Annotated in this window: 24 protein-coding genes and 4 pseudogenes; 6 read left to right on the top strand and 22 right to left on the bottom strand. The window is 70.4% G+C overall.

The features are described 5' to 3' along the window. Positions 1-15: 15 nt before the first annotated feature. The 11 genes and pseudogenes from KIF24_RS28515 to KIF24_RS28465 all read right to left on the bottom strand — a co-directional run. Positions 16-1,401, bottom strand: a pseudogene (locus tag KIF24_RS28515) (type VI secretion protein); the annotation flags it as partial. After that, positions 1,398-3,185: a VirB4 family type IV secretion system protein gene (locus tag KIF24_RS28510; RefSeq protein ID WP_407939972.1), complete on the bottom strand. Its 1,788-nt coding sequence runs from the start codon at positions 3,183-3,185 to the stop codon at positions 1,398-1,400. The pseudogene KIF24_RS28515 and the gene KIF24_RS28510, both read right to left, overlap by 4 nt. After that, on the bottom strand, positions 3,182-4,114 hold the full coding sequence (locus KIF24_RS28505; RefSeq protein ID WP_221087597.1) for a PrgI family protein: 933 nt from the start codon (positions 4,112-4,114) through the stop codon (positions 3,182-3,184). Before KIF24_RS28505 ends, KIF24_RS28510 begins: the two co-directional genes overlap by 4 nt. A gap of 38 nt (positions 4,115-4,152) precedes the next feature. Further along, positions 4,153-5,064, bottom strand: a complete 912-nt coding sequence (locus tag KIF24_RS28500) for a conjugal transfer protein TrbL family protein (RefSeq protein ID WP_221086649.1) — start codon at positions 5,062-5,064, stop codon at positions 4,153-4,155. Positions 5,065-5,070: 6 nt separating this feature from the next. Continuing rightward, positions 5,071-5,451, bottom strand: coding sequence for a pilin (locus tag KIF24_RS28495; protein WP_221086648.1), 381 nt, complete (start codon positions 5,449-5,451; stop codon positions 5,071-5,073). 582 nt (positions 5,452-6,033) lie between these two features. Then, positions 6,034-6,912 carry a hypothetical protein gene (locus KIF24_RS28490; protein WP_221086647.1) on the bottom strand — a complete coding sequence of 293 codons (879 nt, stop codon included), beginning with the start codon at positions 6,910-6,912 and terminating at the stop codon, positions 6,034-6,036. 287 nt (positions 6,913-7,199) lie between these two features. Beyond that, on the bottom strand, positions 7,200-7,607 hold the full coding sequence (locus KIF24_RS28485) for a hypothetical protein (RefSeq protein WP_221086646.1): 408 nt from the start codon (positions 7,605-7,607) through the stop codon (positions 7,200-7,202). Next, positions 7,604-8,440: an IS5 family transposase gene (locus tag KIF24_RS28480; RefSeq protein WP_221086645.1), complete on the bottom strand. Its 837-nt coding sequence runs from the start codon at positions 8,438-8,440 to the stop codon at positions 7,604-7,606. Before KIF24_RS28480 ends, KIF24_RS28485 begins: the two co-directional genes overlap by 4 nt. Positions 8,441-8,677: 237 nt before the next feature. Beyond that, a complete protein-coding gene (locus tag KIF24_RS28475) occupies positions 8,678-9,085 on the bottom strand; it encodes a hypothetical protein (RefSeq protein ID WP_221086646.1) in 408 nt (135 codons plus the stop codon). Beyond that, positions 9,082-9,918, bottom strand: a complete 837-nt coding sequence (locus tag KIF24_RS28470; RefSeq protein ID WP_221086645.1) for an IS5 family transposase — start codon at positions 9,916-9,918, stop codon at positions 9,082-9,084. The genes KIF24_RS28475 and KIF24_RS28470 overlap by 4 nt, the downstream gene beginning before the upstream one ends. 595 nt (positions 9,919-10,513) lie before the next feature. Next, positions 10,514-12,079 (bottom strand): hypothetical protein, encoded by a 1,566-nt coding sequence (locus KIF24_RS28465; RefSeq protein ID WP_221086644.1) that lies wholly within the window; start codon positions 12,077-12,079, stop codon positions 10,514-10,516. Between the two features lie 142 nt (positions 12,080-12,221). On the opposite strand from KIF24_RS28465, the gene KIF24_RS28460 reads away from it, so the two are divergent. The 3 genes from KIF24_RS28460 (at position 12,222) to KIF24_RS28450 (ending at position 16,499) form a co-directional block, all read left to right on the top strand. After that, positions 12,222-13,148, top strand: coding sequence for a hypothetical protein (locus KIF24_RS28460; protein ID WP_221086643.1), 927 nt, complete (start codon positions 12,222-12,224; stop codon positions 13,146-13,148). 1,736 nt (positions 13,149-14,884) lie between these two features. Next, positions 14,885-15,361 carry an anthrone oxygenase family protein gene (locus KIF24_RS28455; RefSeq protein ID WP_230415949.1) on the top strand — a complete coding sequence of 159 codons (477 nt, stop codon included), beginning with the start codon at positions 14,885-14,887 and terminating at the stop codon, positions 15,359-15,361. Positions 15,362-15,416: 55 nt separating this feature from the next. After that, complete coding sequence (locus KIF24_RS28450; RefSeq protein ID WP_221086641.1) at positions 15,417-16,499, top strand: NAD-dependent epimerase/dehydratase family protein; 1,083 nt, start codon at positions 15,417-15,419, stop codon at positions 16,497-16,499. Between the two features lie 13 nt (positions 16,500-16,512). On the opposite strand, the gene KIF24_RS28445 is transcribed toward KIF24_RS28450, so the two are convergent. From KIF24_RS28445 to KIF24_RS28425, 6 genes are all read right to left on the bottom strand, one after another. Then, on the bottom strand, positions 16,513-17,742 hold the full coding sequence (locus KIF24_RS28445; protein WP_331461313.1) for a hypothetical protein: 1,230 nt from the start codon (positions 17,740-17,742) through the stop codon (positions 16,513-16,515). Between the two features lie 50 nt (positions 17,743-17,792). After that, positions 17,793-18,485: an ABC transporter permease gene (locus KIF24_RS28440; RefSeq protein ID WP_221086640.1), complete on the bottom strand. Its 693-nt coding sequence runs from the start codon at positions 18,483-18,485 to the stop codon at positions 17,793-17,795. Then, on the bottom strand, positions 18,482-19,042 hold the full coding sequence (locus KIF24_RS28435) for an ATP-binding cassette domain-containing protein (RefSeq protein ID WP_331461312.1): 561 nt from the start codon (positions 19,040-19,042) through the stop codon (positions 18,482-18,484). Before KIF24_RS28435 ends, KIF24_RS28440 begins: the two co-directional genes overlap by 4 nt. Beyond that, positions 19,021-19,299 (bottom strand): hypothetical protein, encoded by a 279-nt coding sequence (locus KIF24_RS33610; RefSeq protein ID WP_230415948.1) that lies wholly within the window; start codon positions 19,297-19,299, stop codon positions 19,021-19,023. Before KIF24_RS33610 ends, KIF24_RS28435 begins: the two co-directional genes overlap by 22 nt. Further along, positions 19,296-19,634 (bottom strand): PadR family transcriptional regulator, encoded by a 339-nt coding sequence (locus KIF24_RS28430; protein ID WP_221086639.1) that lies wholly within the window; start codon positions 19,632-19,634, stop codon positions 19,296-19,298. Before KIF24_RS28430 ends, KIF24_RS33610 begins: the two co-directional genes overlap by 4 nt. An 89-nt stretch (positions 19,635-19,723) precedes the next feature. After that, positions 19,724-20,443 (bottom strand): PP2C family protein-serine/threonine phosphatase, encoded by a 720-nt coding sequence (locus KIF24_RS28425; protein ID WP_221086638.1) that lies wholly within the window; start codon positions 20,441-20,443, stop codon positions 19,724-19,726. 62 nt (positions 20,444-20,505) lie between these two features. On the opposite strand from KIF24_RS28425, the gene KIF24_RS28420 reads away from it, so the two are divergent. Beyond that, a complete protein-coding gene (locus tag KIF24_RS28420; protein WP_221086637.1) occupies positions 20,506-21,612 on the top strand; it encodes a helix-turn-helix domain-containing protein in 1,107 nt (368 codons plus the stop codon). Positions 21,613-21,712: 100 nt separating this feature from the next. On the opposite strand, the gene KIF24_RS28415 is transcribed toward KIF24_RS28420, so the two are convergent. The 4 genes and pseudogenes from KIF24_RS28415 to KIF24_RS28400 all read right to left on the bottom strand — a co-directional run bounded on the left by KIF24_RS28415 (position 21,713) and on the right by KIF24_RS28400 (position 23,633). Beyond that, the gene (locus KIF24_RS28415; RefSeq protein WP_221087594.1) at positions 21,713-22,072 is read right to left on the bottom strand and encodes a hypothetical protein; all 360 of its coding nucleotides are present in this window, start codon (positions 22,070-22,072) and stop codon (positions 21,713-21,715) included. Positions 22,073-22,126: 54 nt separating this feature from the next. Beyond that, positions 22,127-22,369, bottom strand: a complete 243-nt coding sequence (locus KIF24_RS28410; protein ID WP_221086636.1) for a hypothetical protein — start codon at positions 22,367-22,369, stop codon at positions 22,127-22,129. An 81-nt stretch (positions 22,370-22,450) separates the two neighbouring features. After that, complete coding sequence (gene mscL / locus KIF24_RS28405; RefSeq protein ID WP_221086635.1) at positions 22,451-22,912, bottom strand: large conductance mechanosensitive channel protein MscL; 462 nt, start codon at positions 22,910-22,912, stop codon at positions 22,451-22,453. A gap of 38 nt (positions 22,913-22,950) precedes the next feature. Then, positions 22,951-23,633: pseudogene (locus KIF24_RS28400) on the bottom strand (FadR/GntR family transcriptional regulator). Positions 23,634-23,812: 179 nt separating this feature from the next. On the opposite strand from KIF24_RS28400, the pseudogene KIF24_RS28395 reads away from it, so the two are divergent. After that, a pseudogene (locus tag KIF24_RS28395) lies at positions 23,813-24,966 on the top strand (MFS transporter). Between the two features lie 10 nt (positions 24,967-24,976). Here the strand turns inward: KIF24_RS28395 and KIF24_RS28390 are convergent. Then, a complete protein-coding gene (locus tag KIF24_RS28390) occupies positions 24,977-25,333 on the bottom strand; it encodes an STAS domain-containing protein (protein WP_221086634.1) in 357 nt (118 codons plus the stop codon). Positions 25,334-25,495: 162 nt separating this feature from the next. Between KIF24_RS28390 and KIF24_RS28385 the strand changes: the two are divergent. Continuing rightward, a pseudogene (locus KIF24_RS28385) lies at positions 25,496-26,041 on the top strand (RsbRD N-terminal domain-containing protein); the annotation flags it as partial. Positions 26,042-26,063 lie beyond the last annotated feature (22 nt).

Here is a 26,063-nt window from a genome sequence, read left to right as displayed (position 1 = left end):
GCCTGACAGACAGGGCCGCCCCGCCTTGATGTCGTCGAGGGCCATGTTGACCAGCAGCGTGGTCTTGCCGGAGCCCGTCGAACCGATCACATGCATGTGATACCTCGCATCCGGCACCGACAGCCCCACACTGTGGCCACCGATTTCGGCGTCGCCCAACATCTTCACCCCGCGCCCACCACCGGGAACCGCGACCGGCGCCGGCATCGACGCGGCCCGCGCCCGGTCGAGGCCGGGAACGGCGAAATCCTGCGGCAGTGCCGCGAGTGCCGCGAGTTCCGGGGCGGAGGTGAGGAATCCAGGGCCGAGCCGGCGGGCGGAGAGGACCGCCACCGGCGCGGGCATCCGGGCACGGTGGGTCAGCCGGTTGCGGCCGGTGTGAATGGCGAACGCCGAGGCGAGGGTGTCGGCGATGCCCCGCAGCCGACCGAGCGGGTCGGCGCCGGACCGGCGGCGGGTGGTGGCGACCGCGTACCGGATCCCGGTCTGCCACAGCGGGTGCGCCGTCTTGTCGAGGATCGCCCGCACGTCGCGCTCGACGGTGGGGTCCCGCCGGGCGGTGGGCACCGCGGTGCGGCCGGCGCCACCGCCGGGCAGGAACGCGTCCAGCAGCCACAGCACCGGCGCGGCCGGGTTGATCGCGGGCACGGCGGTCTTGCCGGCCCGCAGCCGCCCGGCCGCCCGGCGGGCCCGTGCCGCCCTGCGCGGGCTGGCGGGGCGGGCGAGGATCTGCACGCAGGCGTACTCGCCGGGTTTGAGCTGCGCGCCCGCGGACATCAGCGGGCGCAGCGGGTCCGTGTCGTGGTCGGTGGCCAGCGGCAGCCACTCCGCATACACGGGCAGCAAATGCCCACCGGCGGCGGGGTGCGCCTCAAGCGGGATCGGCGGTTGCGGGTTGTCGTCGGTGGTGGTGGCCGAGCTGGGCCACGCCGCTCGCATTGCCGCCTCGACCGCCCCGGGCGGCACGGTGCCGGGCACCCAGATCGAGATGAGCAACTGCCGGCCGGACCAGGTGTACTGCCACACGACGTGCGGCGCGCCGTAGAGCAGGCGCCGCCGCCGCGACGGGGTCAGCACTCCGGCGAGGTTCGCCCACAACGCGCCAGCGCTGTGCGGGTCGACCTCCGGCGGCGGCGCGATCGTCACGAGGCGTGCGCCGTGGGCGTGGTGGCGGTGCCGCCAGATCTCCACCAGGTTGCGGCCGGCGACCCAGACGGCCAGCAGTCCGGCGGCGACACCGGCCAGCCACGGCCGCTGTGTAGCCCACACGGCGGCGTCGACCAGGGCGGTGCCGGGTCCTGCGGGTGGCGCAACGGGGCCGGCGCCCGGCCCGAACGTGGGGCTGGGCGCTGGTGGCAACGAAGCGAGAGCCGCTCGGAACGCTTCGGTCGTTGGTGTCACAGGTCGTCCTCCTCGTCGAGGTCGGCCAACTCGGCTGGGTTCGTGGTGCACAGCTCGTGCTCCGCCTCCGAGGAGATGGACTCGAAGCTCGTTCTGCTCACTCCAGAGATCAGCAATCCCTGGCCCCGGCGGGCCGACAGCAGCAGCCGCCGCTCGCCGCCGGTGAGCCCGAACGCCTCCCCGACGGCGTCGATGGCCTGCGGCGCCTGCCGCAGCAGCACCTGCGTCGAGGCGTTGGACACCACCGCCTGGCCGAGATCCGTGCCGAGCACGTCGGCGGCGTCCTGGGTGACCACGGTCAGCCCGGCGTTGCGTTTACGTGCCGCCTTCGACATGCGGAAGAGAAACCTTGCGCCCTCGCCATCTCGCATCAGCAACCAGGCCTCGTCGACCACGACGAGCCGCCGCTGCGGCGGCCCGCCCGGCGCGTCGACCGTGCGCCAGATCGAGTCCAGCGCGAGCAGCGTGCCGACCGTGCGCAACTCGTCGGGCAGGTGACGGAGCGACCACACGACGAGGTGCCCGACCGGGGTCTGGGTGGTCGGCCCGTTGAACAGGTCGGCGAAGCTGCCCTGCACCCACGGCGCCAGCCGGGCGGCCAGAGTCGCGGCGGCCGGGTCGTTGTCGGCGCGCAGCGTCTCGGCCAGGTCGCCTAGTAGTGGGGCCGGCCGGTGATGCGTTGCTGGGTCCGCCGTGATGCCGGCGGCCCGGTAGACGGCGAGGATGGCGCGGTCCAGCGCGGCCCGCTCCGCCGGTGGCGGCTGATGCCCGAGCAGAACGCTGATCAGCGTGTGCAGGAACAGCCCACGGCGGGTGAGGACGTCCGGTCGGCGGTCGCCGAGCGGCAGGTCCAGGGGGTTGATCTTCACGCCGGGGAGGCCGAGGCGTACGACGCTGCCTCCGACCGCGTCGGCGAGCCGCAGGTACTCGTCCTCGGGATCGACGACCGCGACCTGCACACCTTGGTAGAGGCTGCGCAGGATCTCCAGCTTGACGAAGTACGACTTCCCCGCCCCACTTCGGGCGAGGACGATGGAGTTGTGGTTCTCTTGCGTCCAGCGGTCCCACCAGACGATCCCGGCGCTGGCGGGGTTGACTCCGTAGAGGACGCCACCGGTGGCTGGCGGGTCGCCGGGCAGCGGCGCGGGCAGGTCCGGCGACGCCAACGGGAACGAGCTGGCCAGGGCTTGGGTGTCCATGGTGCGCAGCATCCGTAGCCCGTCGGAGGCGAGGGGCAGGGTGGTGGTCCATCCGGAGAGCTGCCGCCAGGTCGCGGGTTGCACCTCCAGGAGGGTCGAGGCGGCGGCGGCCCGGACCTGCGCGCACGCCTCCAGCAGTTCGGCTTCGGTTCGGGCGTGGACGGTGAGATAAAGGCCGACCCGGAACAGCTTCGCCGCGCCCCGGGCGAGACGCTCGGCCAGGTCGCCGGCGTCGTGCGCGGCGGCGTCGACGTAGGGGTCGGCCAGCTTCCCCCGCTCGGAGTCGGCCCGCCGGGACGACTCCAGCCGGGCCCGCTGCTTACGCAGCCTCGATGCCGCGATCGGCGCCGGCAGCGGTTCGATGTGCAACGCGAGGTCGAGCCGGCCCGGCCAGGACAACAGCGGCTCCAGCCACGCCGGCCCGACCTCGGCCGGGTAACCGGTCACCACCAGGGTGGCGGCGTACCCGTCGCCGACGCGCAGCCACCGGGGTGTGACCTCGACCGTGGCCGGCGCGACCGCCGACTCCAGCGAGGCCGGCGGGGCTTCCATAGCCGCGCCGCCGGAGCGTCTCCTCCGGATCATGACTTCCTCCTCTTCCTGCGGGTGTGAGCTGGGGCGCTCGCGGTGATGACGGCATCGGGTGCGGCGAGGCCGCCCGGGCGCGGCGGCCGGTACGGGTCGGCGGCGGAGGTCAGAGCGGCGGTCACCGCTGCACCGTCGAGCACCCGGGGGCTGACGCCGAGCCCGGCCAGTGCCCGAACGGTGTCGTCGGCGCGGCGCCGAGCGGCGTGACCGGTGCGCTCGCCCGCAGCCGTTCGGTTGACGACCAGGACCTGCCGGCGCAGCGGGTCGCGCCGCGAGGCGAGGTCGCCGAGGAAGTCGGCGTGATCGGCGCACGCCGTGCGAAGCTGCGGATGCGGCTGGGCATCCGCGGCGGCGGCAAGCGCACGGCTGTGAGACGCCAGATCGACCGGCTGCGCCGACACGACGATCTGCGTCGGTGTGGACAGGCTGTTGAGCCACCGTCCCCAGCCCTCAATGAGGGCCGCCTGCTCGTCGGGGGTGCGCAGCGCGAGGTTCACCGTGGTGGTGCCGACGATCGCGGCGCGGGCGCTACCGAGGCTGATCTCCCCGTCGTCGTCGATGGCGTCGGCGGGCAGCCGCAACGGTGCCGGCAGGGGCATCCGGCCGCTCTTCGGGGTCTCGACCCAATCCGGCGCACCGGGATCCGCCCCGACGTCGGCGGCGGCCAGCGACCGAGGGGTGCGGGTGTGACGGATCGCGTGCAGCAGCCAGATATCCATCGACAGACCATCTCGGCGGCCGAGCGCCAGGCCGATCACCAGCCCGCCCAGCACCACACCAGCACCGATGAGCACCGGTACCGGGACCACCGTGTTCAAGGCTTGCCATGCGCCGTAGTACAGAAGCGCTCCGGCGGCGACGATCGCCAACTGGTGAAACGTCAAGCCGTAGGCGACCTTGTCGGGGGCGTCGACGTCCGACGGCATGCGCGCCCTGGTCGGCGAGTGGTCGGGTTCGAATCTGGTCATCTGACGGCCTTCCGAAGCGTGTTGAGTCCGGGGATGCTGCGCGTGAGCTGCTGTACGACGACGACGCGGACGACCGCGCCGACCACGTTCCCGCCGCCTCCGCCCTGACTCGCCCAGCGGCCCATCAGCGTGGGGATCCGGACGGTGGTCCAGAGCAGGACCACGACGACCATGAGGTTCAGGGTGCCGCCGGGGTCGATGGGCAGCCCGAACACGGGCAGCATGGAGTCCGGGTCGAGTAACGTCTGCTCGCCAGCGGTGAGGAAGAACGCCTGCGCGACGGGTATCGCGAGGCATCCGATGTACGCCCGCCACCACAGCCGGGCGGCGGGCTCGGTCTGCGGCAACGCGTGGCAGGCCAGCGCCAGTGGCGCGACGCTCGTCAGCACCAGCAGCGCTACGAAGCGGCCGATCAGCTGAAACGCGGTCGTCACGATCAGCACCGTGATGATCAGGATCAGCACCAGGAACAGCAGCGCGACGCTCTCGTCCTGCGCCGCCGCGAGGTGCCTCTGGATCGCAGTGAACGCTCCGCCGCCGTCGTAGGTGTCCTCGCTGATCGCTCCGGTCAGCCCGTTGCCGAGGTCGATGAGCTGGCCGCAGGCGAGCTGGCTGAAGTGCGCAGCGGTGAATCCGACGACCAGCCGCGGCAGGAGATCCTTGACCGTGTAGCGGGACTGTTCGTCGCCGCCAGCGACCATGACCAGGACGCCAGCGGCGACGAACGCCAACACGAAGACGGTGTCCACGATCCAGACCGATCGGCCGGTGAGCGCCTGGACCTGCGGAAGCGCGGTGACCTTCGGGGTGGTGAGAAGGATGCCGGTGATGAGGTCGAAGATCGCCGTGAGGCAGGCCAGGATCGCCGTGGTGAGCCAGTCAAGTACCTGGTCGAGGATCCATCCCATGACGGATCAGCCCCCGACGATGCCCTGGATGACCTGCAGCAGGATCGGCGCGAGGACGGCCAGGCCGTACCCGATCAGGGCGTTACGGAGCGCCAACTTGGCCTTCTCGACCTGCGACGGGTCGCCACCGGCGGTGGCCCAGTACACGCCGGCCAAGACCAGGAAGAGGGTGGCGATCGCGGCGAGGATCCCCATGATCCAGGTCTGCAGGTTGGCGATCACCACCGGCAGCGAGTTCGCCGCCAGGTGGACGGTGTCGCCGGGATCAGCGTGAGCGGCGGCCGGGAGGGCCAGGGTCAGGCCGACACCGGCCAGCGGCACGGCAGCGCGTAGCACCGCGCGTGCGGCGGGTTGGTTCAAAAGGGTGCACAGTGGGGTGCGGGACATTGAGGTTCACCTCCCGCCGCGCCCTGGACGCGCCGAACGAACGGCGTGACCGAGGCGTGGCGATTGCTCGAAGCGGTCCGAAGGGACCGCCGCCGGGCGCAGGTGAAGGAGCGGACGAACCGCGTGAGCCCCGGGAGGAGCTCGTCCTCCCTCATGGGTGGTTTGCGGTCATCAATGTGGTGTCAGCGCATCAACGTGGCGCGGCACCCGAGGCATGCGGATCGCATTCGTTCCTCGTGTCGCCCGGCGGCGGGCGGGACCGCGAGCGGTACGGCTCGGGGAAGTCCCGCACCCCCAAACCGGGGTTTGTGAGCCGTGGCGAACACTTGCCGCGCTCACAAGCCGATCACAGGGCGCGGCGACGACTCACAGCGCAGGTCAGGGCAGGTTTCACACACAACGGGCCGTGTTCGAGGACAGGGGCTCACAGCGGTTCGGAACCGCCCGGGTGTGTGGTCGTGTGAGCGTCGGCCAGGCTCACAGCCCTTGACAGCGGGCAGTGCCGGTCCCCAGCAGAAACGGCTGTGGCCCGACGTTGTGCACGTCGGGCCACAGCCGCTGGAGTCGGTGCGGTGGAGATTGTCAGGCAGCCGCCGCGACCGGCGCCTGGTCGGCGGCATCGCGGCGGGCAGCGGCACGGCCCGCCCGCCGCTGGCTGCGCTGCCCGGCCTGCAGCCGTAGCTGCGCCACCGTCTCCGGCGACGCGACCCCCGTCAGCAGTCCGTCCGCGAGAGCCTCGGCGATGCGGCCGTCGATGCGCGACAGGCGCATACGAAGAGCGTCCACGCTGACGCCGGACGCAGCGGCGATGGGCTCGATCGCCCGGTGCCCGAGCCGCACGTCGATGTAGGCCCGCTCGTCCTCCGAATCGAGGACTCCCAGGATCACCGCACGGCGGACCAGCAGGTCCGGATGCCCGTACGGCACCTTTGGAGCGCGGGGACCTGCGGTGACGTGCTCGATGTCCTCCACCGGCAGGTACTCCTGCTGCTGCAGCCGAAGATCCCGCCCGGCCCGCCACGCCGCCTTGCACAGGCTCGCGTACGGCGCCGGCTTGGTCAGGTCCGCCCGGTCGCGCAGCGCGATCAGGAAGCCGGTCAGGATCTCGGCGTCCACGTCCGCCGGGTCCCCGTTGTACCCCTCGCACAACTGGCCCGCGTACTGCTGCAGCGCAGGCATCGCCATGCCGACCGCAGCGACGACCCAGTGCGGCCCGTCGAGCCGAGCACGGCGGATCAGTTCCCGCCACACCTCGTCACGCGCCGTGTAGGCGCGAGGGTGACGCAGCAGCCAGTCCCGCAGCGCGGGCAGCGGCACCTCCTGCTGCGGAAGACCCGTGTCGGGACCGAACGCCGCGCAGTCGAGAACCAGTGGGGCGGGGTCGCACGTCAGCGCGGCGAAGGCAGTCGCCGCCGCGTCAAGGGCGGATGTGGGCCAGTCCGTAGCGTCGGACACGCTCATGTCAAAACTCCTGTGACAGCGAAGGGATTCGATGACGTCGCCGGTGTTGTCGCGGCGAGCGGTGACATCGATTCCGCCACAGCGGGCTCACAAGCCTCTGACAGAGCTGCTCAGAACCCCGATCACCGCCCGTTCCCCGACCTCTGACAGAGGCGGGGACAAGAGGACGTTAATCGACTGTGATTGATGAAATAGGTTCTGACAAAGGCGGGTTGACCTGCCCTGTGAGACGCTGACAGAACTTGTGACACGCGCCTGCGGTAGCTCTGAGAGGGCGGTTCGGAGGTTTAGGTCCGTTTCGGGATAAGGGCGAACACTCCGGGCTGGTCTTCGGTCAGGACTTGGCGGTTGACCATGCGTTTCAGCTTCGCGCGGGTGCCTTCGACGTGTTTCGGTGAGGGCTCGACGCCGAGCGCGAGGCAGATGTCCTTGGCGCGCATGCCGGTGGGCGTGGTGCCGAGGATGTGCAGGATCTGCTGGTAGGGGGCGCTGGCGATGGTCGGGTCGTCGGCGGTGAACTCGGCGGCGGTGACGGCGCGCAGGGTGGTGCGGGTGGTTGCCAGGTCGGCCAGTTCGCCCTCGACGCGGGCGAGTTCGCCGGTGAGCGCGTTGATCTGTTCGCGGAGCCGGGCCGCGGTCTGGTCGGTGGCGGCTTCGCGTTCGGTGATCAGGTCGAGGACCGTGGTCAGGTTCATCGGTGTCGCCAGGACGGGGTGCTCGTGCCGGTGAGCCGGCGCACCATGTTGGCCATCGATGCCCAGAGGGTGCGGGACACCGATGACTCCGGGCGGCTTTCGTACTCGCGCACGAGGCGTCGGTGCAGCATCAGGGTGCCGTTGACCTGTTCCACGATCCACCGTTTGCGGATCGGTACGAACCCGGGCCGGGTGTCGGAGCGTTTGACGACCTCGACGTCGACACCCAGGACGGCCCCGTGCAGCGCGAGGTCCTGTTTGAACCCGGCGTCGACCCACGCGCGGGTGACCGTCGGGGTGTGCGTGGTGACCTTGTCGAGCAACCGGATGCCGATGGTGTTGTCGGTGACCGACGCCGCGGTCACCACGACCGCGATGACCAGCCCCAACGCGTCCACGGCCAGGCCTCGCTTACGCCCCGGAACCTTCTTGCTGGCGTCCTTGCCGGTCGTGGCCGCGGGCACGTGGTTGGCCGCGCGGATCGACTGGGTGTCCAGCACCACCGCGCTCGGATCCTCGGCGCGGCCGGCCTTCTCCCGCGCCTGGCAGCGCAGCAGGTCATGGATCACCTGGTCGGTGCCGTCGTCACGCCACAGGGCGAAGTAGTAGTACGTCGCGGACTTCGGCGGCAGGTCATGCGGCAGATACGCCCACTGACACCCGGTCCGGTTCTGGTAGAAGATCGCGTTCACGATCTCCCGCAGGTCGTAGTCGCCCTGCTGACCCGACACCGACACCGCGACCCGCTTGGCCTTCCACGCCTGCAGAAACGGCCCGATCAGCTCCCACTGCTCGTCGGTGACATCGCTGGGATACCGCTTTCGATCACCCATGACCGGGCTAACGCCACAGCCGCCCGACGGTCACGACCAAGACTCACATCCGACGCCATCGACCATCGCTAACACTGACGAACCTGCCGGAATGCCTCCAACCGGGCACAACGCATAGATCAACTCAACGATCTTCGAACCGCCCTCTGACACCGGCTCACCCCGCAACCTGTGACACGGCGCCAACACCACTGACAACGCCCGCGAACCGATCCTGTGAGAGGGCGGTTCGGAGGTTTAGGTCCGTTTCGGGATAAGGGCGAACACTCCGGGCTGGTCTTCGGTCAGGACTTGGCGGTTGACCATGCGTTTCAGCTTCGCGCGGGTGCCTTCGACGTGTTTCGGTGAGGGCTCGACGCCGAGCGCGAGGCAGATGTCCTTGGCGCGCATGCCGGTGGGCGTGGTGCCGAGGATGTGCAGGATCTGCTGGTAGGGGGCGCTGGCGATGGTCGGGTCGTCGGCGGTGAACTCGGCGGCGGTGACGGCGCGCAGGGTGGTGCGGGTGGTTGCCAGGTCGGCCAGTTCGCCCTCGACGCGGGCGAGTTCGCCGGTGAGCGCGTTGATCTGTTCGCGGAGCCGGGCCGCGGTCTGGTCGGTGGCGGCTTCGCGTTCGGTGATCAGGTCGAGGACCGTGGTCAGGTTCATCGGTGTCGCCAGGACGGGGTGCTCGTGCCGGTGAGCCGGCGCACCATGTTGGCCATCGATGCCCAGAGGGTGCGGGACACCGATGACTCCGGGCGGCTTTCGTACTCGCGCACGAGGCGTCGGTGCAGCATCAGGGTGCCGTTGACCTGTTCCACGATCCACCGTTTGCGGATCGGTACGAACCCGGGCCGGGTGTCGGAGCGTTTGACGACCTCGACGTCGACACCCAGGACGGCCCCGTGCAGCGCGAGGTCCTGTTTGAACCCGGCGTCGACCCACGCGCGGGTGACCGTCGGGGTGTGCGTGGTGACCTTGTCGAGCAACCGGATGCCGATGGTGTTGTCGGTGACCGACGCCGCGGTCACCACGACCGCGATGACCAGCCCCAACGCGTCCACGGCCAGGCCTCGCTTACGCCCCGGAACCTTCTTGCTGGCGTCCTTGCCGGTCGTGGCCGCGGGCACGTGGTTGGCCGCGCGGATCGACTGGGTGTCCAGCACCACCGCGCTCGGATCCTCGGCGCGGCCGGCCTTCTCCCGCGCCTGGCAGCGCAGCAGGTCATGGATCACCTGGTCGGTGCCGTCGTCACGCCACAGGGCGAAGTAGTAGTACGTCGCGGACTTCGGCGGCAGGTCATGCGGCAGATACGCCCACTGACACCCGGTCCGGTTCTGGTAGAAGATCGCGTTCACGATCTCCCGCAGGTCGTAGTCGCCCTGCTGACCCGACACCGACACCGCGACCCGCTTGGCCTTCCACGCCTGCAGAAACGGCCCGATCAGCTCCCACTGCTCGTCGGTGACATCGCTGGGATACCGCTTTCGATCACCCATGACCGGGCTAACGCCACAGCCGCCCGACGGTCACGACCAAGACTCACATCCGACGCCATCGACCATCGCTAACACTGACGAACCTGCCGGAATGCCTCCAACCGGGCACAACGCATAGATCAACTCAACGATCTTCGAACCGCCCTCTGACGGTTCACGGGTGCTGCGACAGCGTGTCCGCCGACGGCTCGGCCGCGGTGCCAACGTGTCACGCGCAGCGGCGGCGACGGCCGGTCAGGCACTCATGCAGGTCCATGACATGGTGTCCGCGGAGATGTCCCTACCCGATCGGCGCGGACATGGCCTGCGTGCGGTTGACGCGCCCGTTCATGCGGCGCAGGGATGTCATGCCGGTTTGACCACCGACACCACGGGAGGGACTGTCGCCAATCGATGCCAGTGTCACTCGAGGTCAGGAACACGCGCGTGACCGAGCTGTCCCGACCCTGCTCAGCGACCGCGCCGGACACTTTGTCAACGAAGAGCATCGATGACATGCGCGACGCCGCAGACTTTTCGGCCGGACGCGGAGGACACCTTCTGCCCACCTGGAGGTCATGGCCGCGCGCGCGGAAGCGGTCGACATCTCTCGACGTCATGTGGCCGCCGCCGATCGCATGCCCGGACAAGGTGACACAGCACCCCTGCCGACGTTTTTGTCCTCTCGGGCGCGGTCACCGCTGCCTGTACGGACAAGATGTCCATCGATCATCCTCGCTGACACCGGTTCGCGCATTCCCAGGCATGGCAGCCGGTACGGAGGGCTTCCCATCACTGGTGCAGCCAGCGGCGACCGACACGGGCGAGGCGCCAGGCACGATGCCCGGCCCGGGACGCGGCAGGTGGTCGGGATTCGGCCACCACCGGCGTCGTCGCCGGCGTTTCGGGCGTGCCTGCAGCCGATGCAACGCCGCGTTGAGTCGGCCTGGAGCGCGGTTCCAGCGTTGCCGCTGGCCCGTTTCTCCAGGCCGCTCGCCGAGTGAAGTGGGCCGCCGGCGAGGTGCCCATGGTGTGGGTCCTTTTCCGTCGGCCTCTTCCCGAACCGTGCTGGTCGGTTTCCCTGACACACGGCAAGTCTCGCCGCTGCTTGCCGCTCCTTCTCGCGCTGCCGGAAGGCAGCGGAAATCTGCTCCTGCTCTTTGATGGCCTTGATAATGTCGGCGACGATGCGGACGGCCTGCTGTTTTAAGCTCTTGGTCGCGGTGTCGCGCCAGGCGAGGCGCTGGCCGGATTGGGACTTCCTGACTTCGAGCCGGAGACGGCCGGTGGCTACCTTGTCGAACTCCGGAATGTCTGCCCAGGGACGGAGTCGCCGCGTTCGCCGTTCGTCGGCGGTAAGCACGTGGGGCACCTGGTCGTGCTCTTCGAAGATATCGAGCGACCGCCGCGCGCTGCCGAACTTGAGGAACGGTTTCGGGTTCTTCGTGGTGCGGTCGACACCGACGCGGCACTTGCGGTCCGCCCCGGCATGGTCGAGCGTGTGAAGCAGACCAATCACCCGGGGTATCGATTCTGGTGCTACCTGCAGGTTGGTGGGGTCCTGTTCGAGAGCGCTGTAGTCGGCCGGCGGCGGGATGCGGATGTCGCCTTGGTTGAGCCGTAGCCGGTTCCAGTCCGTGTCGTAGGGTTGCGCTGCCGAGTAGAGGCGAATGACGAGGTCGCCGGTGTTGCGGCCAGTGCGCCGGAGATCGCAGCCGACTGGCACGAGTTTGTGCTGCTTGGCGGCGTGGATGGCACGCCGATAGCTCGCACGCTTGTCGGTGTCCGGGTCCGACACGACCACGGTGCCGCCGTTGGTCTGGAGCCGCTCGATCAGCGCGGTCGCTTCTTGAATCACGGACGGCCGCGTCGTCGGCTGGCGGCCCCCTCCGCCAGAGGCCGGCTGTGTGGAAGAGTTCTCCGGAAGGGTGCGGGCCGTCGCGATCGCGGTGCCGGTCACGACCGGGTACCGGCCGTTGTCGAGGTAGTAGCGGCCCCGCTCGGTCAGGGCGGCGGACCACCGGCCGTCCCGACGCGACACGGTGACCAGACGGCGCCCCTGCAACGCCCTCGCGGTGTGTTTCGCGCCGTCGCCGGGCATGTCGGCGTCGGGACATCCAGCCTCTACCCAGCGCAGCACCTCGACTTGGTGCGATTTCAGCGGGGCGGCGATGTCGACCATCGGCCAGTTATATCAACGACTTCCCCCTCGGCATAGGCTCTCAACATCCTGCAGGCGTCGGCCATCAGTCGACGCCAGAGTGGTACTGCGCACGCGAGCTCTACTGTCTCAGGGCAGGATCGGCATCCGAGGGGCGGTTCACGTGGCGTTCGATGCATCGCAGTACGTCGTCGGTGACGAATGGGCGTACCGCCTTCGAGACACCGCACCGTCGGAACGCGTGCGCATCAAGGCTGTCACGCCGAAGAAGGTCACGGCGAGCATCGAGGTGGAGTTTCTCGACGGCGATCGCCGTGTGCAATCCGTGCCGTCGACTCGGCTGAAAGTCCGCTGGTCGGGTGTCGAAGCCTATGATGCCCAACAGGCGGGCTGGCAGCGCATCGACGACTTCGAACTCGACTCCGTCGAACGAAGCGCGGTTTACACCGTCTTCTCTGCCCTCATCCCCGAGGATGTGGCGGAGCTGGACTGGCGTCCGGTCGAGAACGCGACAGTCATCAAGGACCGCACGAGGCTGACAGAAATCCTCCGAGTGCCGGTCGAGGAGGTCCCCGCGAAGGTGCAGTGGTTCACCACTGGTGAAGGCACGGTTGTCTCGCCCGCCGGCACCGTCATGATCGCGGAGGTCGCCTGCCGCGTTCACTCGCAGAGCATCCTGGAGCATGTGATCGAGGAGGAGGTCGAGGCCCGCCACAAGTGCAAACACGGCGGCCCGCACCCCGTCCGTAAGGGTGAACAGTCCAGTCCGGAATGGGAGTATCGGTGGTACCGCAAGCACGTCCGACCCGAGCACGAGCTTCTGCGGCAATGGTGCGGCCATCGCGCGGTCGCCGCCCACGAACGCCTCACGGCCGCTGAGGCGGAGAACCATCGCCTTGACCTACTCGTCGTAGAGCTCATCAAAGCGCTTGACCTTGCTGGCGAAACCGCGCGAGCCGAACAGTTCGCCGAAGAGCACGAACGCGACCGGATCACCCCCTACCTGGCCCGCCCTGTCGTCGACCGCCTACTGCACTGGTCGGAGATGCCCGTACGCGAAGTCCAGGTTTATCGGCGTCGTCGCTGGTAGACAGCCGTCCACCGCAGTCGCTATACGTCACCTCAATAGGCCTCTGCGGGGCGGATCCCCAAGCCTGGCGGCGCCTCCTATCCGGTGCCGTGCCGTGCCGGCCGGCTGACAGCAGTGCCCCAATGCCGGCGGTGCAGGGCTCGTGCGCGGTGTGGGACGGTTCCAGGGGCACCGATTACAGTGCCTGCGCCTACCTCCGCAACCTCCTCAACTAATACTGTGCCGGCCCTGCCAGCAGAGCGGGGCGTCGGCAAACTGCGACGTTCCTCGTAACGCTTCACGGATGCGCTGAGCTCCGGGGATGCCTTGACCAAGGGCATCTGTTCCTTGCGAAGTAGAACAGCGGCTCCCTTGCCGCACATTCTATACATGGCATGCAATCGTGAGAGAATAGTTGCAGCTGCCACAAATCGAGCCACTGACTCAACTTGCTCGGTTTCCAGCACTGGCGGCGAGAGGGCTCTGCCTGAGCTTGGCGTTGCAGGCTTCCCATACTTGCTGCTAAATACCTCGGCGAGGTGCCTTCGCTCATGGCAGGAGCCTTGGCTTGACCCCAGAAAGCAATGCTCCGGAACTCGCCGGAGAGCCCAAAGCCACGAGGCGGCCGACAAGGCTTCTGCGTACCGCATGACTGCTTTCTCATGACAGTTGATGGCGACGCGGAGAACCACCTCAGCCTGAGGCCCCGCCACTTCCCTTTCTCCCTCAGACCGAAAGGCACCCCTCCGTAGATCAACTTCTGCAATATGTATCGTTTGCTCATAACATGCAGGGCGCAACTCCTCGAAGCGACTGACAAAGAGTTCGGTATCCGAGTCGAAAAATATGCCTGCCGAGTCCATGCTTGATGCCTAACGGGAGCGAGTTGGTTTATGTGAATTGTACGCGGGGTGCTGGTGTATCGGATGTCAGGAGAAAGGTACCGCGTCGCGCGGGGACCGAGCGGGCCCCCGGCAGAGTCGCGACGAGTGCGACCGGCTCCGCGCCATCCTGCACAACGCCGCCCGCGCCGGCCTCGCCGTGTAGAAGTGGACCGACCACCCTGACTTCGCTCAATACCTCATCGGACGAGTTCTCTGGGTCGGCCATCACCACCCGGCACGCGCAGCCAAACTCGCCACGCTGCTGGCCCACGCTCTCGTGGCACCGTAAACTGACGCGGCGCGGCACCTTCACCGGATCTCGGTGAGGACGCGTCGAAGCGGCCGAAGCATGGCCTAAGCAGGACTTACGCCCGTTCGGCTGATCTTCGGCAAGCGAGTACAGCAACGCGCACGTGCGACCTGCTAACCTGAAAACAGAATAGGAACCCGCAGGTAGTTGGCCTCTGTATACAGATAGAGCGTCGTCTTAGGAAACCGATGCTCATCCCATGGCCAACCCGCACCACCCCGCCTGTCGCGGGGTAGCGGGCAAATTCCTGCATGACGGGCGAGCAGCCGACGAGCATCCACAGTCCGATGTGGATTAGAGACGCCGATTTTTCGCAGACCAGTACATGATCGTTACATTGCTGACAGAAATTGCTAAGGATTAAAGTCCACAGCTCTGCCATTGAGCTAGCGGCCCGTCCGCTCAGGTTACCGGACACCGACGGGGGCGGGTTCGCGGCTTCCGGTCGGCGTCGATGCGTCGGGTCGACAGGTCTGGCCGGTGCATGGAGTCGGGAGGTGGACGTCGGCTGGCAGGATCGGCTGAGCCGTCACCACCACCCCTGGAGGTCCAGCATGCCGGAGATGATTCTTCTCGCCGTCCTGGCCGGGGGGACCCTGGCCACCGGGCTGGTGGCGGGGTTGTTCTTCGCGTACGCCTGTTCGGTGATGCCGGGTCTGGCCGCGACGGACGATCGGACCCTGGTCGGCACCATGCAGTCGATCAACCGGAAGATCATCAACGGCTGGTTCCTGTCGGTGTTTCTCGGTGGGCCGTTGCTGGTCGTGGTGGCCGTGGCCGGATATTTCGGCACCGGCGGTGCGGTGTTCGGCTGGCTCGTCGCCGCGCTGGTCGGTCACCTCGTCACCCTTGGCGTGACGGGACGGTGCAACGTGCCGCTCAACAATCAGTTGGACGCCGCCGGGTCGGTCGACGGGATCACCGACCTGGCGGCGATCCGGCGGCGGTTCGAGGTGCCGTGGGTGCGCTGGAACCTGGTCCGGACGGTCAGCTCGGTCGTTGCCTTCGCCTGCCTGATCGGCGCACTGCTCGCCCGATAGCTGGCCACGATCGGCGGGCACGCTTGGGAAGCGGCTGACCGGGTACGGACCGGGCATGCGGATCGTGGTGGTGGGGGCGAGCGGGAACGCCGGTAGGGCGCTGCTGCGTCGGTTGCGGCGCGAGCGCGACCTGGAGATCGTCGGGGTGGCGCGGCGGCTGCCCCACGCGGGGACCGGTGAGCCGTACGACGGGGCGCGGTGGTACTCGTGCGACATCGGCCTGGCGGGTGCGGCGGACGAGCTTGCCGGCGTCTTCGCCGGTGCCGACGCGGTGGTGCACCTGGCCTGGCAGATCCAGCCCAGCCACGACCGGCATGTGCTGCGTCGCACAAACGTGGGCGGCAGCCGGGCGGTGATCGACGCGGTGCTGCGGGCCCGGGTTCCGGCCCTGGTGTACGCCTCGTCGGTCGGCACGTACGCGCCCGGCCCGAAGGACCTGCCGATCAGCGAGCGTTGGCCGACGACCGGGGTGCCCGGGTCGTCGTACAGCCGGGACAAGGCGGCGGTGGAGGAGATGCTCGACGGGATCGAGCGGAGCCACCCGGCGCTGCGGCTGGTGCGGATGCGCCCAGGGCTGATCTTCCAGCGGGACGCCGGCACCGAGATCACCCGCTACTTTCTCGGGCCACTGGTGCCGGTGCGGCTGCTGCGCTACGGCCGGCTGCCGCTGGTGCCGGCCAACCGGCGGCTGCGGATGCAGGCGGTGCACGCCGACGACGTGGCCGACGCGTACGCCCGGGCGATCCTGGGTGACGCCCGCGGTGCCTTCAACGTCGCCGCGGACCCGGTGCTGACGCCGGAGCTGGTGGCCCGGCACTTCCACGGCTGGACGGTGCCGGTGGCCGCGCCGGTGCTGCGGGCCGCCGCCGCGCTGACCTGGCGGGCCCGGCTGCAACCGGTCGACGCCGGTTGGGTGGAACTGGCGCTGAACGCGCCACTGATGTCCAGTGCGCGGGCCGGCGCCGAGCTGGGCTGGCAGCCGCGCGTCGACTCGGTCACCGCGCTGCGGGAACTCTTCGCCGGCATGGCCGAGCACGCCCACGCGGCCGGCCCACCCCTGTCCGCCGCGCCCAGCCTTCCCGGTCGCCCCGCCGCCCTGCTCAGAGCCCGCCCCGCCGGCCAAGGCAACCCCTACTGACCCGCCGGGGCGGTCAGCGGATGGTGGCGGAGGCGAAGGTGGGTTTGCCGGAGCCCAGGTAGAAGATGCCGGGGTAGGTCTCGAAGCCGTGGCTGGGGTTGCGGCGCAGCGTCGAATTCTCGATCCGCAGGGTGCCGGTGCGGTTGTTGCTGACGAAGAAGATCGCCCCGCCACCCTCCTTGGCGTCGTTGCCCTCGATGACCGTGCCGGCGACGCGTAGCGAGAACCTGTCGCCGTCGCAGTAGATCGCCCCGCCGCTGCCGCCGCCCGGCGTGCCGGCACGGGCCGGGTTGGCGCCGTCGCCGACCGCCTCGTTGTCGCGCAGCACGCTGTTGAGCACCACCCAGGAGACCCCGATGCTGCTCAGCGCGCCGCCGTTGGCGCAGGACCCGCCGGTGAAGGTGCTGTTGACGACGTACACCGGCTGGTCGTCGTGCTGGTCCAGCACCCGGAGGGCGGCACCGCCCAGGTCCGGGCCGGTCCGGTCGCAACGGTTGTCGACGAAGCGCGAGTTGACCACCTTGAACCGGCCGCCCCGGACGAAGACCGCCCCGCCACCACCGCCGTCGGTGCGCTGGCCGGTGGCGTCGCCGTCGGCGAAGGTGAGGTTCTGCACGGTGAGTTGCGGGTGATCCTGGTCGTTGCAGTGCGAGGTGGTCCAGCCCTGCACCGGGTCGCAGGTGTTCATGTAGAGGATGCGCCGCTTGCCCTGGCCGCTGAGGGTGACCTTGCCGCCGCCGTCGAGCACCACCTTCGGGCCGTTGGCGTTGCGGACCTTGGCGGTCGCCGCCATCTGGATGGTCACCGGATCGGGGCCGCAGTCGAAGGTGATGATCCCACCGGCGGCGATCGCCCGGACCACGGCGGTGGAGGTGCAACTGGCCGGGGAGCCGTTGCCGATGGTGCGGGTCGGCCGCGAGGTGTCGACCGCCTGGGCCGCCGCCGGCACGGACACCCGGCCGGTCGGGTTGCCGGTGTCGCGTACGCCCTGCGGGCTGGCGGGTGGCTTCGGGCTGGCGCTGGCGCTGGGGCTGGGGCCACCCAGGCCGGTACGGGCGGGCGGGGTGGTCTGCCCACCCGGCGTGTCCTGCCCGGCCGTCGGCGAGGCGGGATCCGGGTCGGTGCCGCTCGCCGCCGGCTGGCCGGCGCGCGGATCGGCGCGTGGGACGGACGGGCCGCAGGCGGTCAGGGCGGGGATGGCGACGCCGAATGCGACCACGGCGGCGAACAGTCTCAGGCGCACCCCGTGATGCTAGGAGCAGTGGGCCGCACAAGCGAGCCCCGGGCGCACTGTCAGGGGAGCGGGACGTGGTGCAGGTGCCGGCGGCGGCGCAGCCGGACGGCGAACACGCCCGCGACCGTCACGATCAGCAGCACCGTGACCACCAGCCCGTGCAGGAAGCCCCGGGCCAGGTAGCCGTCGTCGGTGTGGTCCACCGCCCAGGTCGCGATCTCCCGGCTGGACCAGAACGGGGTCAGCCTCGCCCCCGCGTCGGCCGGGTCGAGCAGCATCTGCATCGCCACCACGGTGAGCAGCAGCAGGGTGCCCTCCAGTTCCCGGGGCAGCAGAGCGCCGATCAGCATGCCGAACGGCGCGGCCACCGCCACGCAGCAGAGCATCGCCACGGCGATCCCGCCGTACCGCAGGTTGGCTGCGTCGAAGACGGTGAGCAGGAAGAACGGCACCGAGATCGCCAGCCCGAGCGCCCACAGGCCGAGCATCCGGCCGACGTAGAGGTGGTGCGGCCGATAGCCGGTGAGCCGGAGCCGGGGTTCCAACTCGCGGGCGGCGCTGGTGGCGAAGAGCGCGGCGGTGCTGACCGCCCAGCTGATGCCGAGCAGCAGCGCGCGGATCGACTGCCCGACGTGGGCGTCCCGCCGGATCAACCAGAAGGTCAACGGCATCAACAGCAGGAGCAGGAGTACGCCCCGGCGGCGGGCCAGTTCCCGCAGCGTCATCTCGGCCACGGTGACCAGCCGGTTCACGATCGGCCGCCCTGCTCGGCGGGGGTCAGGTCGAGCAGCACGTCGACCCGGTCGAGCTGGTTGAGCAGGTGGGTCACCACGACGATGGCTCGCCCGTCGTCGCGCAGCCGGATCAGCTGGTCCCAGAGGTTGACGTAGCTGCCCTGGTCGAAGCCCTGGTACGGCTCGTCGAGCAGCAGCACGTCCGGCTCGGCGAGGGTGGACATGGTGAGGTTCAGCTTCTGCCGCGTGCCACCGGAGAGGTGCCGGGCGAGCACGGCCTCCCCGGCGTCCCAGCCGAGGCGTCGGGCTGCCGCCCGACCGGCCTGGCGGGCCGGCCCCCGCGGCACGCCCTGACCGGCACCCACCAGCACGAAATGCTCGTCGGGCAGCAGGAAGTCGGCGGTGCCGCCCTGCTGCGGGCAGTAGCCGAGCCGGCCGGAGACGGTCACCTCGCCGGCGTCGGGGGAGACCAGGCCGGCGCAGATCCGCAGGAAGGTGCTCTTGCCGCAGCCGTTCGCGCCGACCACGGCGGCGATCTGCCCGGCCCGTACGGTCAGTGACGCGTCGCGCAGCACCGGGCGCCGCCCGTATCTCTTGGTGATGCCTCGGGCGTGCAGCCGGACCGGGCCGGGCCGGGGCCGGGCGCGGTGCCGACGCTCTCCACGATCGCGGCGGCGTACGTCTGCGGTGGGCCGAAGACCAGCCACGGATCGCCCCCGCCGTCGCGCAGGTGCGTGGCGGCCTCCGCGACCACGTGCCGGGCGGTGTCGACCGCCACCCGGCGCTGGTGCAGCTCGGCCGCGAACGCCCGCAGCCAGTCGTCGGCGTTCACCCCTCGACCCCCTTCGTGACGATGCCGGTCACCGGCGACACGAACGCCAACCAGGCCTTGCCGCCGTGCTGGAGCGCCGCCCGCCCGTCGTCGGTGAGCTGGTAGTACTTGCGAGCAGGGCCCGACCCGCCCGTGCGCCACTTCGCGGTGACCAGTCCGGTGCGTTGCAGCCGCAACAGCACCGGGTAGAGCGTGCCGCCCTGGATCGGTCCGACGCCCGCGGCGTCGAGTGACTGGGCGAGCTGGTAGCCGTACGACTCGCCGTCGCGCAGCAGGGCGAGCACGCAGAGGTCGAGCACCCCGCGCAGCCACTGCCCACGGCGGTCGGAATCCACCCGCCGAACCCTAGTGGTGCTATCTAGATGACACAACTACCTAGTGTTGGCGCGGAAGGGCTCGGCCGGTGCGATCGCGGCCCGTGCGGTCAGCCGGCGGTGACGTCGGAGATCACGACGGTGACGTTGTCCGGTGCGCCGGCCTGGTGGGCCAGCTTCACCAACTGCTCGCCGCACTGCTGGCGGTCGGCGTGCATGCCGAGGGTGGCGGCGATCGCCTCGTCGACCACGTAGTCGGAGAGGCCGTCACTGCACAGCAGCAGCCGGTCACCGGCGACGACGGTCACCCGACCCATCGTCGGTGGCGCGTCCGCGCCCTGGATGGCGCGGGTCACCAGGGAACGCTGTGGGTGGTGCCGGGCCTGCTCGGGGGAGAGGGCGCCCTGGTCGACCAGCGCCTGCACGAAGGTGTCGTCCCGGGTCAGCTGGCGCAGCCGCCCCTCGTGGAGCAGATAGCAGCGCGAGTCGCCGACCTGGGCGAGCGCCAGCGTGTCCCCGGCGAGCAGGGCCGCGGTCAGCGTCGTACCCATGCCGTCGCGGGCCGGGTCGGCGGCGATCGCGGCGTGGATGCGCTGGTTGGCCGTGCTCACCACGGCTCGCAGCGCCTCGACTGCGGCGTCCGGCGAGGTCGGTGGGACCAGCTCGTCGAGGATCCGGATGACGATCTCGCTGGCCACCTCACCGGCGGGCAGCCCACCCATGCCGTCGGCCACCGCGACGAGGCGCTCGCCCGCGAGGGCGGAGTCCTCGTTGTTGGTCCGGACCAGACCGATGTCGTTGAGGATGGCCGAGCGGAGGATCAGCGTCATGGGTCAAGCTTGCCAAGAAGACCCTTCCCGCGTCTCTACGCACTACTGCGTAGGGTTGAGGAATGTTGCCGGTGTCCATGGTCGGGCGCATCGCTGAGCTGGCTGAGCTGGACCGGGCCTGGTCCACCGTGGTCGTCGGTCGCCGCCGCTCACCGGCCGTCGCGGTGGTCACCGGAGGCGCGGGAGTGGGCAAGAGCCTGCTGGTCGCCGCCGCGCTGGACGGCTTCACCCCCCGACCGGAGGTGGTGCTCAGCGGAGCCGCCCGGGTGCACAGCCCCGCCCCGTACGACTGGTTGGCCGCCGTGCTGAGCGGACGCGACACCGGCCGGCTCGACCTCCCGGCCGATGCGCTGGCCTGGCTCGCCCAGCAGCCCACCGCGCCCCGCGAACGCTACGCGCCGGGCACCCTGCTCCGTCTCGCCGTGCGTACCGTCCGGGCGTTGGTCGGTGCCGGCCCGGCCGTGCTCGTGGTGGAGGATCTGCACGCCCTCGACCCGGCCAGCCTCAACCTGGTCGGCGAACTGGCCACCGCCGCCGGGCTGCCGGCCCTGCTGGTGGTGGCGACGAGGCCCGCGGCACACGCGGTCGCACCGGAACTCACCGGTCGCGCCCTGGCCCGCCTCTGCGGGGTACGCGGCGTCGTGCGCCAACACCTCGGGCCGCTGCGCCCCGCCGAGGTCGCCGAGGTGCTGACCCAGGTGTACGCCGGCCGCACCCCCGTGGCCCGGCTGGTGCAGCAGGTCTGGCAGCACACCGGCGGCAACCCGTACGCGCTCACCGAACTGCTCGCCGCGCACTCCGGTCAGGAGCCGGAGGCGCTGCTCGCCCCGCCGCTCCCGCCCGACGCCCCGCCCGGATCGCCGTCGTCCTCGCCGGCGCCCCGGCTCCCGTCCCCGCTCGACGACCCGTCCCCGCTCGACGACCCGCCTCCGGCCGGCGGCCTGCCCGCGGCCTCGCCCGGCCTGACCGGTCGGGAGGCCGAGGTGCTCGAATGTCTGGTCGCCGGGATGTCGAACAAGCAGGTGGCCCGGGCCCTCGGCATCTCGGTGCGGACGGTCACCGTGCACGTGTCCAACCTGCTGCGCAAGACCGGCTCGGCCTCGCGTACCGAGGTGGCGCTCTGGGCGGTACGGCAGCGGCTGCCCGCGCCGGCCCCCGCCGACAACTGACCGACCCCCACCCGAACCGAATGGTTGATCATGAGGTTGTCGGGCCAGGAAAGCGCTTGCCGAGCCGACAACCTCATGATCAACACAGTCGGGGGTGGGGTCAGTCTTCGGGGGGGAGGGTGGTGGCGAGGGCGTTGAGGCGGACCTCGGTGGGGGTGACGGTGGCGATCTGGTCGGCCAGGACGTAGACGGCGCCGGTGGGCACCAGGTCGGTGGAGACCTTCAGGTAGCCGGTACGCAGCAGCCGGGCGGCCAGGTCCGCGGGTACGTCCGGTTCCTCCACGGTCGCTGACTCGATCAGTTCGTCCAGGCTGCTGCCGGGGTCGGTGGTCGGTGCCTGCACGGTCACCGCGTTCGGGTCGCCACGCTGGACGAGGTCCACCGTGCCCACGTCGATGCCGGCCGAGTCGACCACCCGCATGCCGGTGGTGACCCGCGAGACGGTCGTCTGTTGATCGATGCCCTGCTGCTCCATGCTCGCGCGGTTCCCTCACCCCGCTTCCGCTAAACGCCGTCAGCGGGTCCAGCCGGACGGAGGGCGGGGGGAGAGTTCGCGCCAGGTGTCGGTGCCCTGGAGCAGCGCGCGTACCGTCTCCTCGGCGTCGTCGACGGTGTCGTACTCGTAGAACCGGGAGACCCCCTCGGCGCCGCCGGCCCGCTGCTCGACGTGCCACCGGTCGGCGTCCGCCCGGAGGAAGACGTCCCGCCGGGCCAGCCGCCCCCATTTCCCGTTCCACCAGTGCTTGCGCTGCTCCATGGCCGGACTCTATCGAACATGTGTTCGACACGAGACGGCCCCTGCGGGATTCCCGCAGGGGCCGATGTGCGGCTGCCGGATTCAGCGCGCGGTGGGCGGTTCCTCCCGGCGGCCGAGCGCGTCGTCCAGCGCGCCGCGCTGCTGGGCGGGGCTGGTCCGGCCGGCGGCGACGAGGGCGTCCCGGATCTCGGTGAGCAGCTTGATCTCCTCGCTCGGCGCGGCCGGCGGCGGCTCCTCGCCCCGCTGCCGGCGCTCGGCGAGTCGGTTCATCGGAAACACGACCAGGAAATACAGCACTGCGGCGGTGAGCAGGAAGGTGATCAGTGCATTGAGGAACAGACCCCAGGTGACGGGGTTTTCGGTTCCCAGGCTGAACTGGGCTCCGTCGCCAGCGGGGCCTGGGCCGACCAGGTTGATGATCGGCTTGAGGAACGAGTTGGTGAATGCCGTGACCAGGCCGGTGAACGCGGCGCCGATGACGATGCCGACCGCGAGGTCGACGACGTTGCCGCGCATGATGAAGTCCTTGAAGCCTTTGATCATCCGTACTCCCGAGGTGTCCCGTTTTTGTCGGGGACAACCTATGCCCCGGGCGAGGGCTCCAGGAAAGCGCCGGCCTCCCGGGCGGCCAGCTCCGGGTCACCGGCCCTGATCGCCGCCACCAGCCGGGCGTGGTCGACGTGTCGGTCCGGCGTCAGCGCGTCGCCCATGGCGTGGGCGACGGTGCCGCGCATCGCGGCGCCGATCGAGGCGTACAGCTCGGCGAGCATGGCGTTGTGCGCCGCGGCGACCACCGCGGTGTGCAGCGCGGCGTCGGCCGCCACGAACTCGTCGACCCGGCCGCCGCGCCAGGCCGCCTCGCGGGCGCCCAGCGCGCCGTCGAGGGCGGCCAGGTCCTCGGGGTACGCCGGCGAGCCGCGAGCCGCGCGGCCTCCACCTCGAAGGCGCGGCGTACCTCGATCACCTCGGCCATCCGGTCGTCGGTGAGTCGGCGGGCCACCACCGGGGCGAGTTCGTCGGTGGAGAGCACGTAGGTCCCGGAGCCCTGCCGGCACTCCAGCACCCCGGCGTGGGCCAGGGCCCGGACCGCCTCGCGCACCGTGTTGCGCCCCACGCCGAGCGCCTCGACCAGTTGCGGCTCGGTCGGGATCCGGCCGCCCACCGGCCACTCGCCGTCCATGATCCGCCGACGGAGCTGGGCGATCGTCTCCCGTACCCGCCGGCCCCGGGGCGGAGCGGTGGCGGAATCAACCCGTGGTGGCACTGGTTACACCCTCTCGCCGAGATTCATCCCATGATTGTAGGTTCGAGATCATGACCCCGCCAGCCGCCGGCAGCAGCTCCGCCATCCCCGTCACCACCGCCGGCGAGACGGCGCTTGCCGAGCCGCTCCGGGTCGCCGAGCCGTCCCGGGGCGCCGGCGGGCTGCTGGTGCTGGCCGGGATGTTGCTGGTGGCGCTCAACCTGCGGGCCGCCGTCACCAGCCTCGGCGCGCTGCTCGACGAGGTGCGCGTCGGGCTGGCCCTGTCCGGCACGATGGCCGGCTTCGTCACCACCCTGCCCACCGTCGCGTTCGCCGCGCTGGGGGCGGCCACCCCGTGGCTGGTCCGCCGGCTCTCCCCGGCCCGGCTGCTGGTGCTGGCGATGCTGGCTCTCGCCACCGGGCAGGTGCTGCGGGCTCTCACCGGTTCCACCGTGGTGTTCCTGCTCACCAGCGCGCTCGCGCTGGCCGGGATAGCGGTGGCGAACATCCTGTTGCCGATGCTGGTCAAGCAGCACTTCCCGCACCGCACCGGGCTGGTCACCGGGGCGTACACCATGGCGCTGACGGTGGGCACGACGGTGGCCGCCGCGTCCGCGGTCCCGGTGGCGCACGCCTTCGGCTCCTGGCGGGCCGGGCTGGGCGTCTGGGCGGGGCTCGCGGCGGTGGCCGTACTCCCGTGGCTGCCGGCCGCACTGCGGAACCGCACCGCCGCGCGGCGGGCGACGCGGGTGCCGCGACCGCGGCCCGGCCGGCTATCCGGCCCGCACGCACCCGGCTCGGTTGGGCCATGGCGGCCTACTTCGGGGCGCAGTCGCTGAGCGGGTACGCGATCATGGGCTGGTTGGCCCAGTTGTTCCGGGACGCGGGTTTCCGCCCGCAGGACGCAGGACTGCTGCTCGCCGGGGTGACCGCACTCGGGGTGCCGATCGCGCTGTTGATGCCGGCGCTGGCCGGTCGGCTGGGCACCCTGCGCCCGCTGATCTTCGCGCTGACCGCCGCCTCCAGCCTGGCCTACCTGGGCCTGGCGTTCGCGCCCCGCGACGCGGCGGTGCTCTGGGTGGTGCTGCTCGCGTTCGGGCAGGGCGCCTTCCCGCTCATCCTGACCACCATCGGGCTGCGGGCCCGCACCGCCGACGGGACGGTCGCGTTGTCGGCCTTCGCGCAGAGCACGGGGTACGTCATCGCGGCGCTCGGGCCGTTGCTGGTCGGGATCCTCTACGAGGCCACCGGCGGGTGGGTCGCGCCGATCGGCTTCCTGCTGGTCGCGCTCATGGTGCAGACCGGCGCGGGAGTGCTGATCGCCCGCCCCCGTTACATCGAGGACGAGCGTTGAGCCGGTGCGGTCAGGACGAGGCCGGGGTGGGCTCGCCGGCGACCGCCTGGTCGACGGTGGGATAGGTGTGCAGCACCTCGACCAGGCCGCTCACCTCCAGGATGCGCAGCACGCCCCGCTGAGGCGCGGCCAGCCGGACCACGCCGCCGGCCTCGTCGCAGCTGTTCTTCGCGCGTACGAACACCGACAGGCCGGTGGAGTCGCAGAACGAGACGTTCGACAGGTCGAACACGAGCCGACTGCGCCCCTTGTCGAGCAGGTCGCTGATCTGGTCCTGCAACTGTGGCGCGGTGGCCATGTCCAGCTCGCCTGCGACCGACACGACGACCACGTCACCGCGTTGTTCCGTGTGCACCGTCAAGGACATTCGCCAGACCTCCTGTTTATCGGTGGAACGGTATCCCACCCGGGCCGTCGTACGCAGAACGGGAGGAGGATCAGGTGACGGTGGTCATTCCCTTGCTGGGCGGCAAGTAGTCGGCGGATCCCGGTGATAGAGTCCGGCCGGTCCAGTCGAGGGGGTAGTGCCATGGTGCTGAGCGCCGACGAGAGCGGTCGATTGGGCGAGCTGCTGACCAGTCGCGCCGAGCAGATCACCCAGCGGTGGAGCGAGGCCGCCGCCGGGCGGCTGCGCGGCCGGCTCAGCCAGGCCGAACTGGTCCGGCAGGTGCAGGAACTGCACCGCGCGCTGACCGACGCGCTCGGCAAGGGCGCGGTCGACCTTGCCGGCGAGGAGGCCACCGAGCTGCGGGCCGTGCTCGCCGAGCTGTCCCGGGGGCAGGCCCGGCAGGGCTTCTCCGCCACCGAGACCGCCAGCAGCGTCTTCGCCCTCAAGGACGCGCTGCTGCCCGTCCTGGAGAGCGACCAGGCCGCCGTGACGTTGCGTGACTACGTCGCCTTCTCCGCGCTGGTCGACCAGTTGGGCCTGTTCACCTTCGAGACCTACGTCCGCACCCGGGAGAGCCTGATCGCGGACCAGGCCGAACAACTGCTGGAGCTCTCCACGCCGGTGGTCAAGCTCTGGGAGGGCGTGGTGGCGGTGCCGTTGGCAACGCTGCTCGGCGGCACCCTTGAGCTGTCCAGCAAGCCGGGACGGG

It is taken from the genome of Micromonospora tarapacensis (assembly GCF_019697375.1).
Lineage (GTDB): Bacteria > Actinomycetota > Actinomycetes > Mycobacteriales > Micromonosporaceae > Micromonospora > Micromonospora tarapacensis.
The sequence above is the reverse complement of the archived record's forward strand: the minus strand, read 5'-3'. Positions and strand labels throughout refer to the sequence as shown.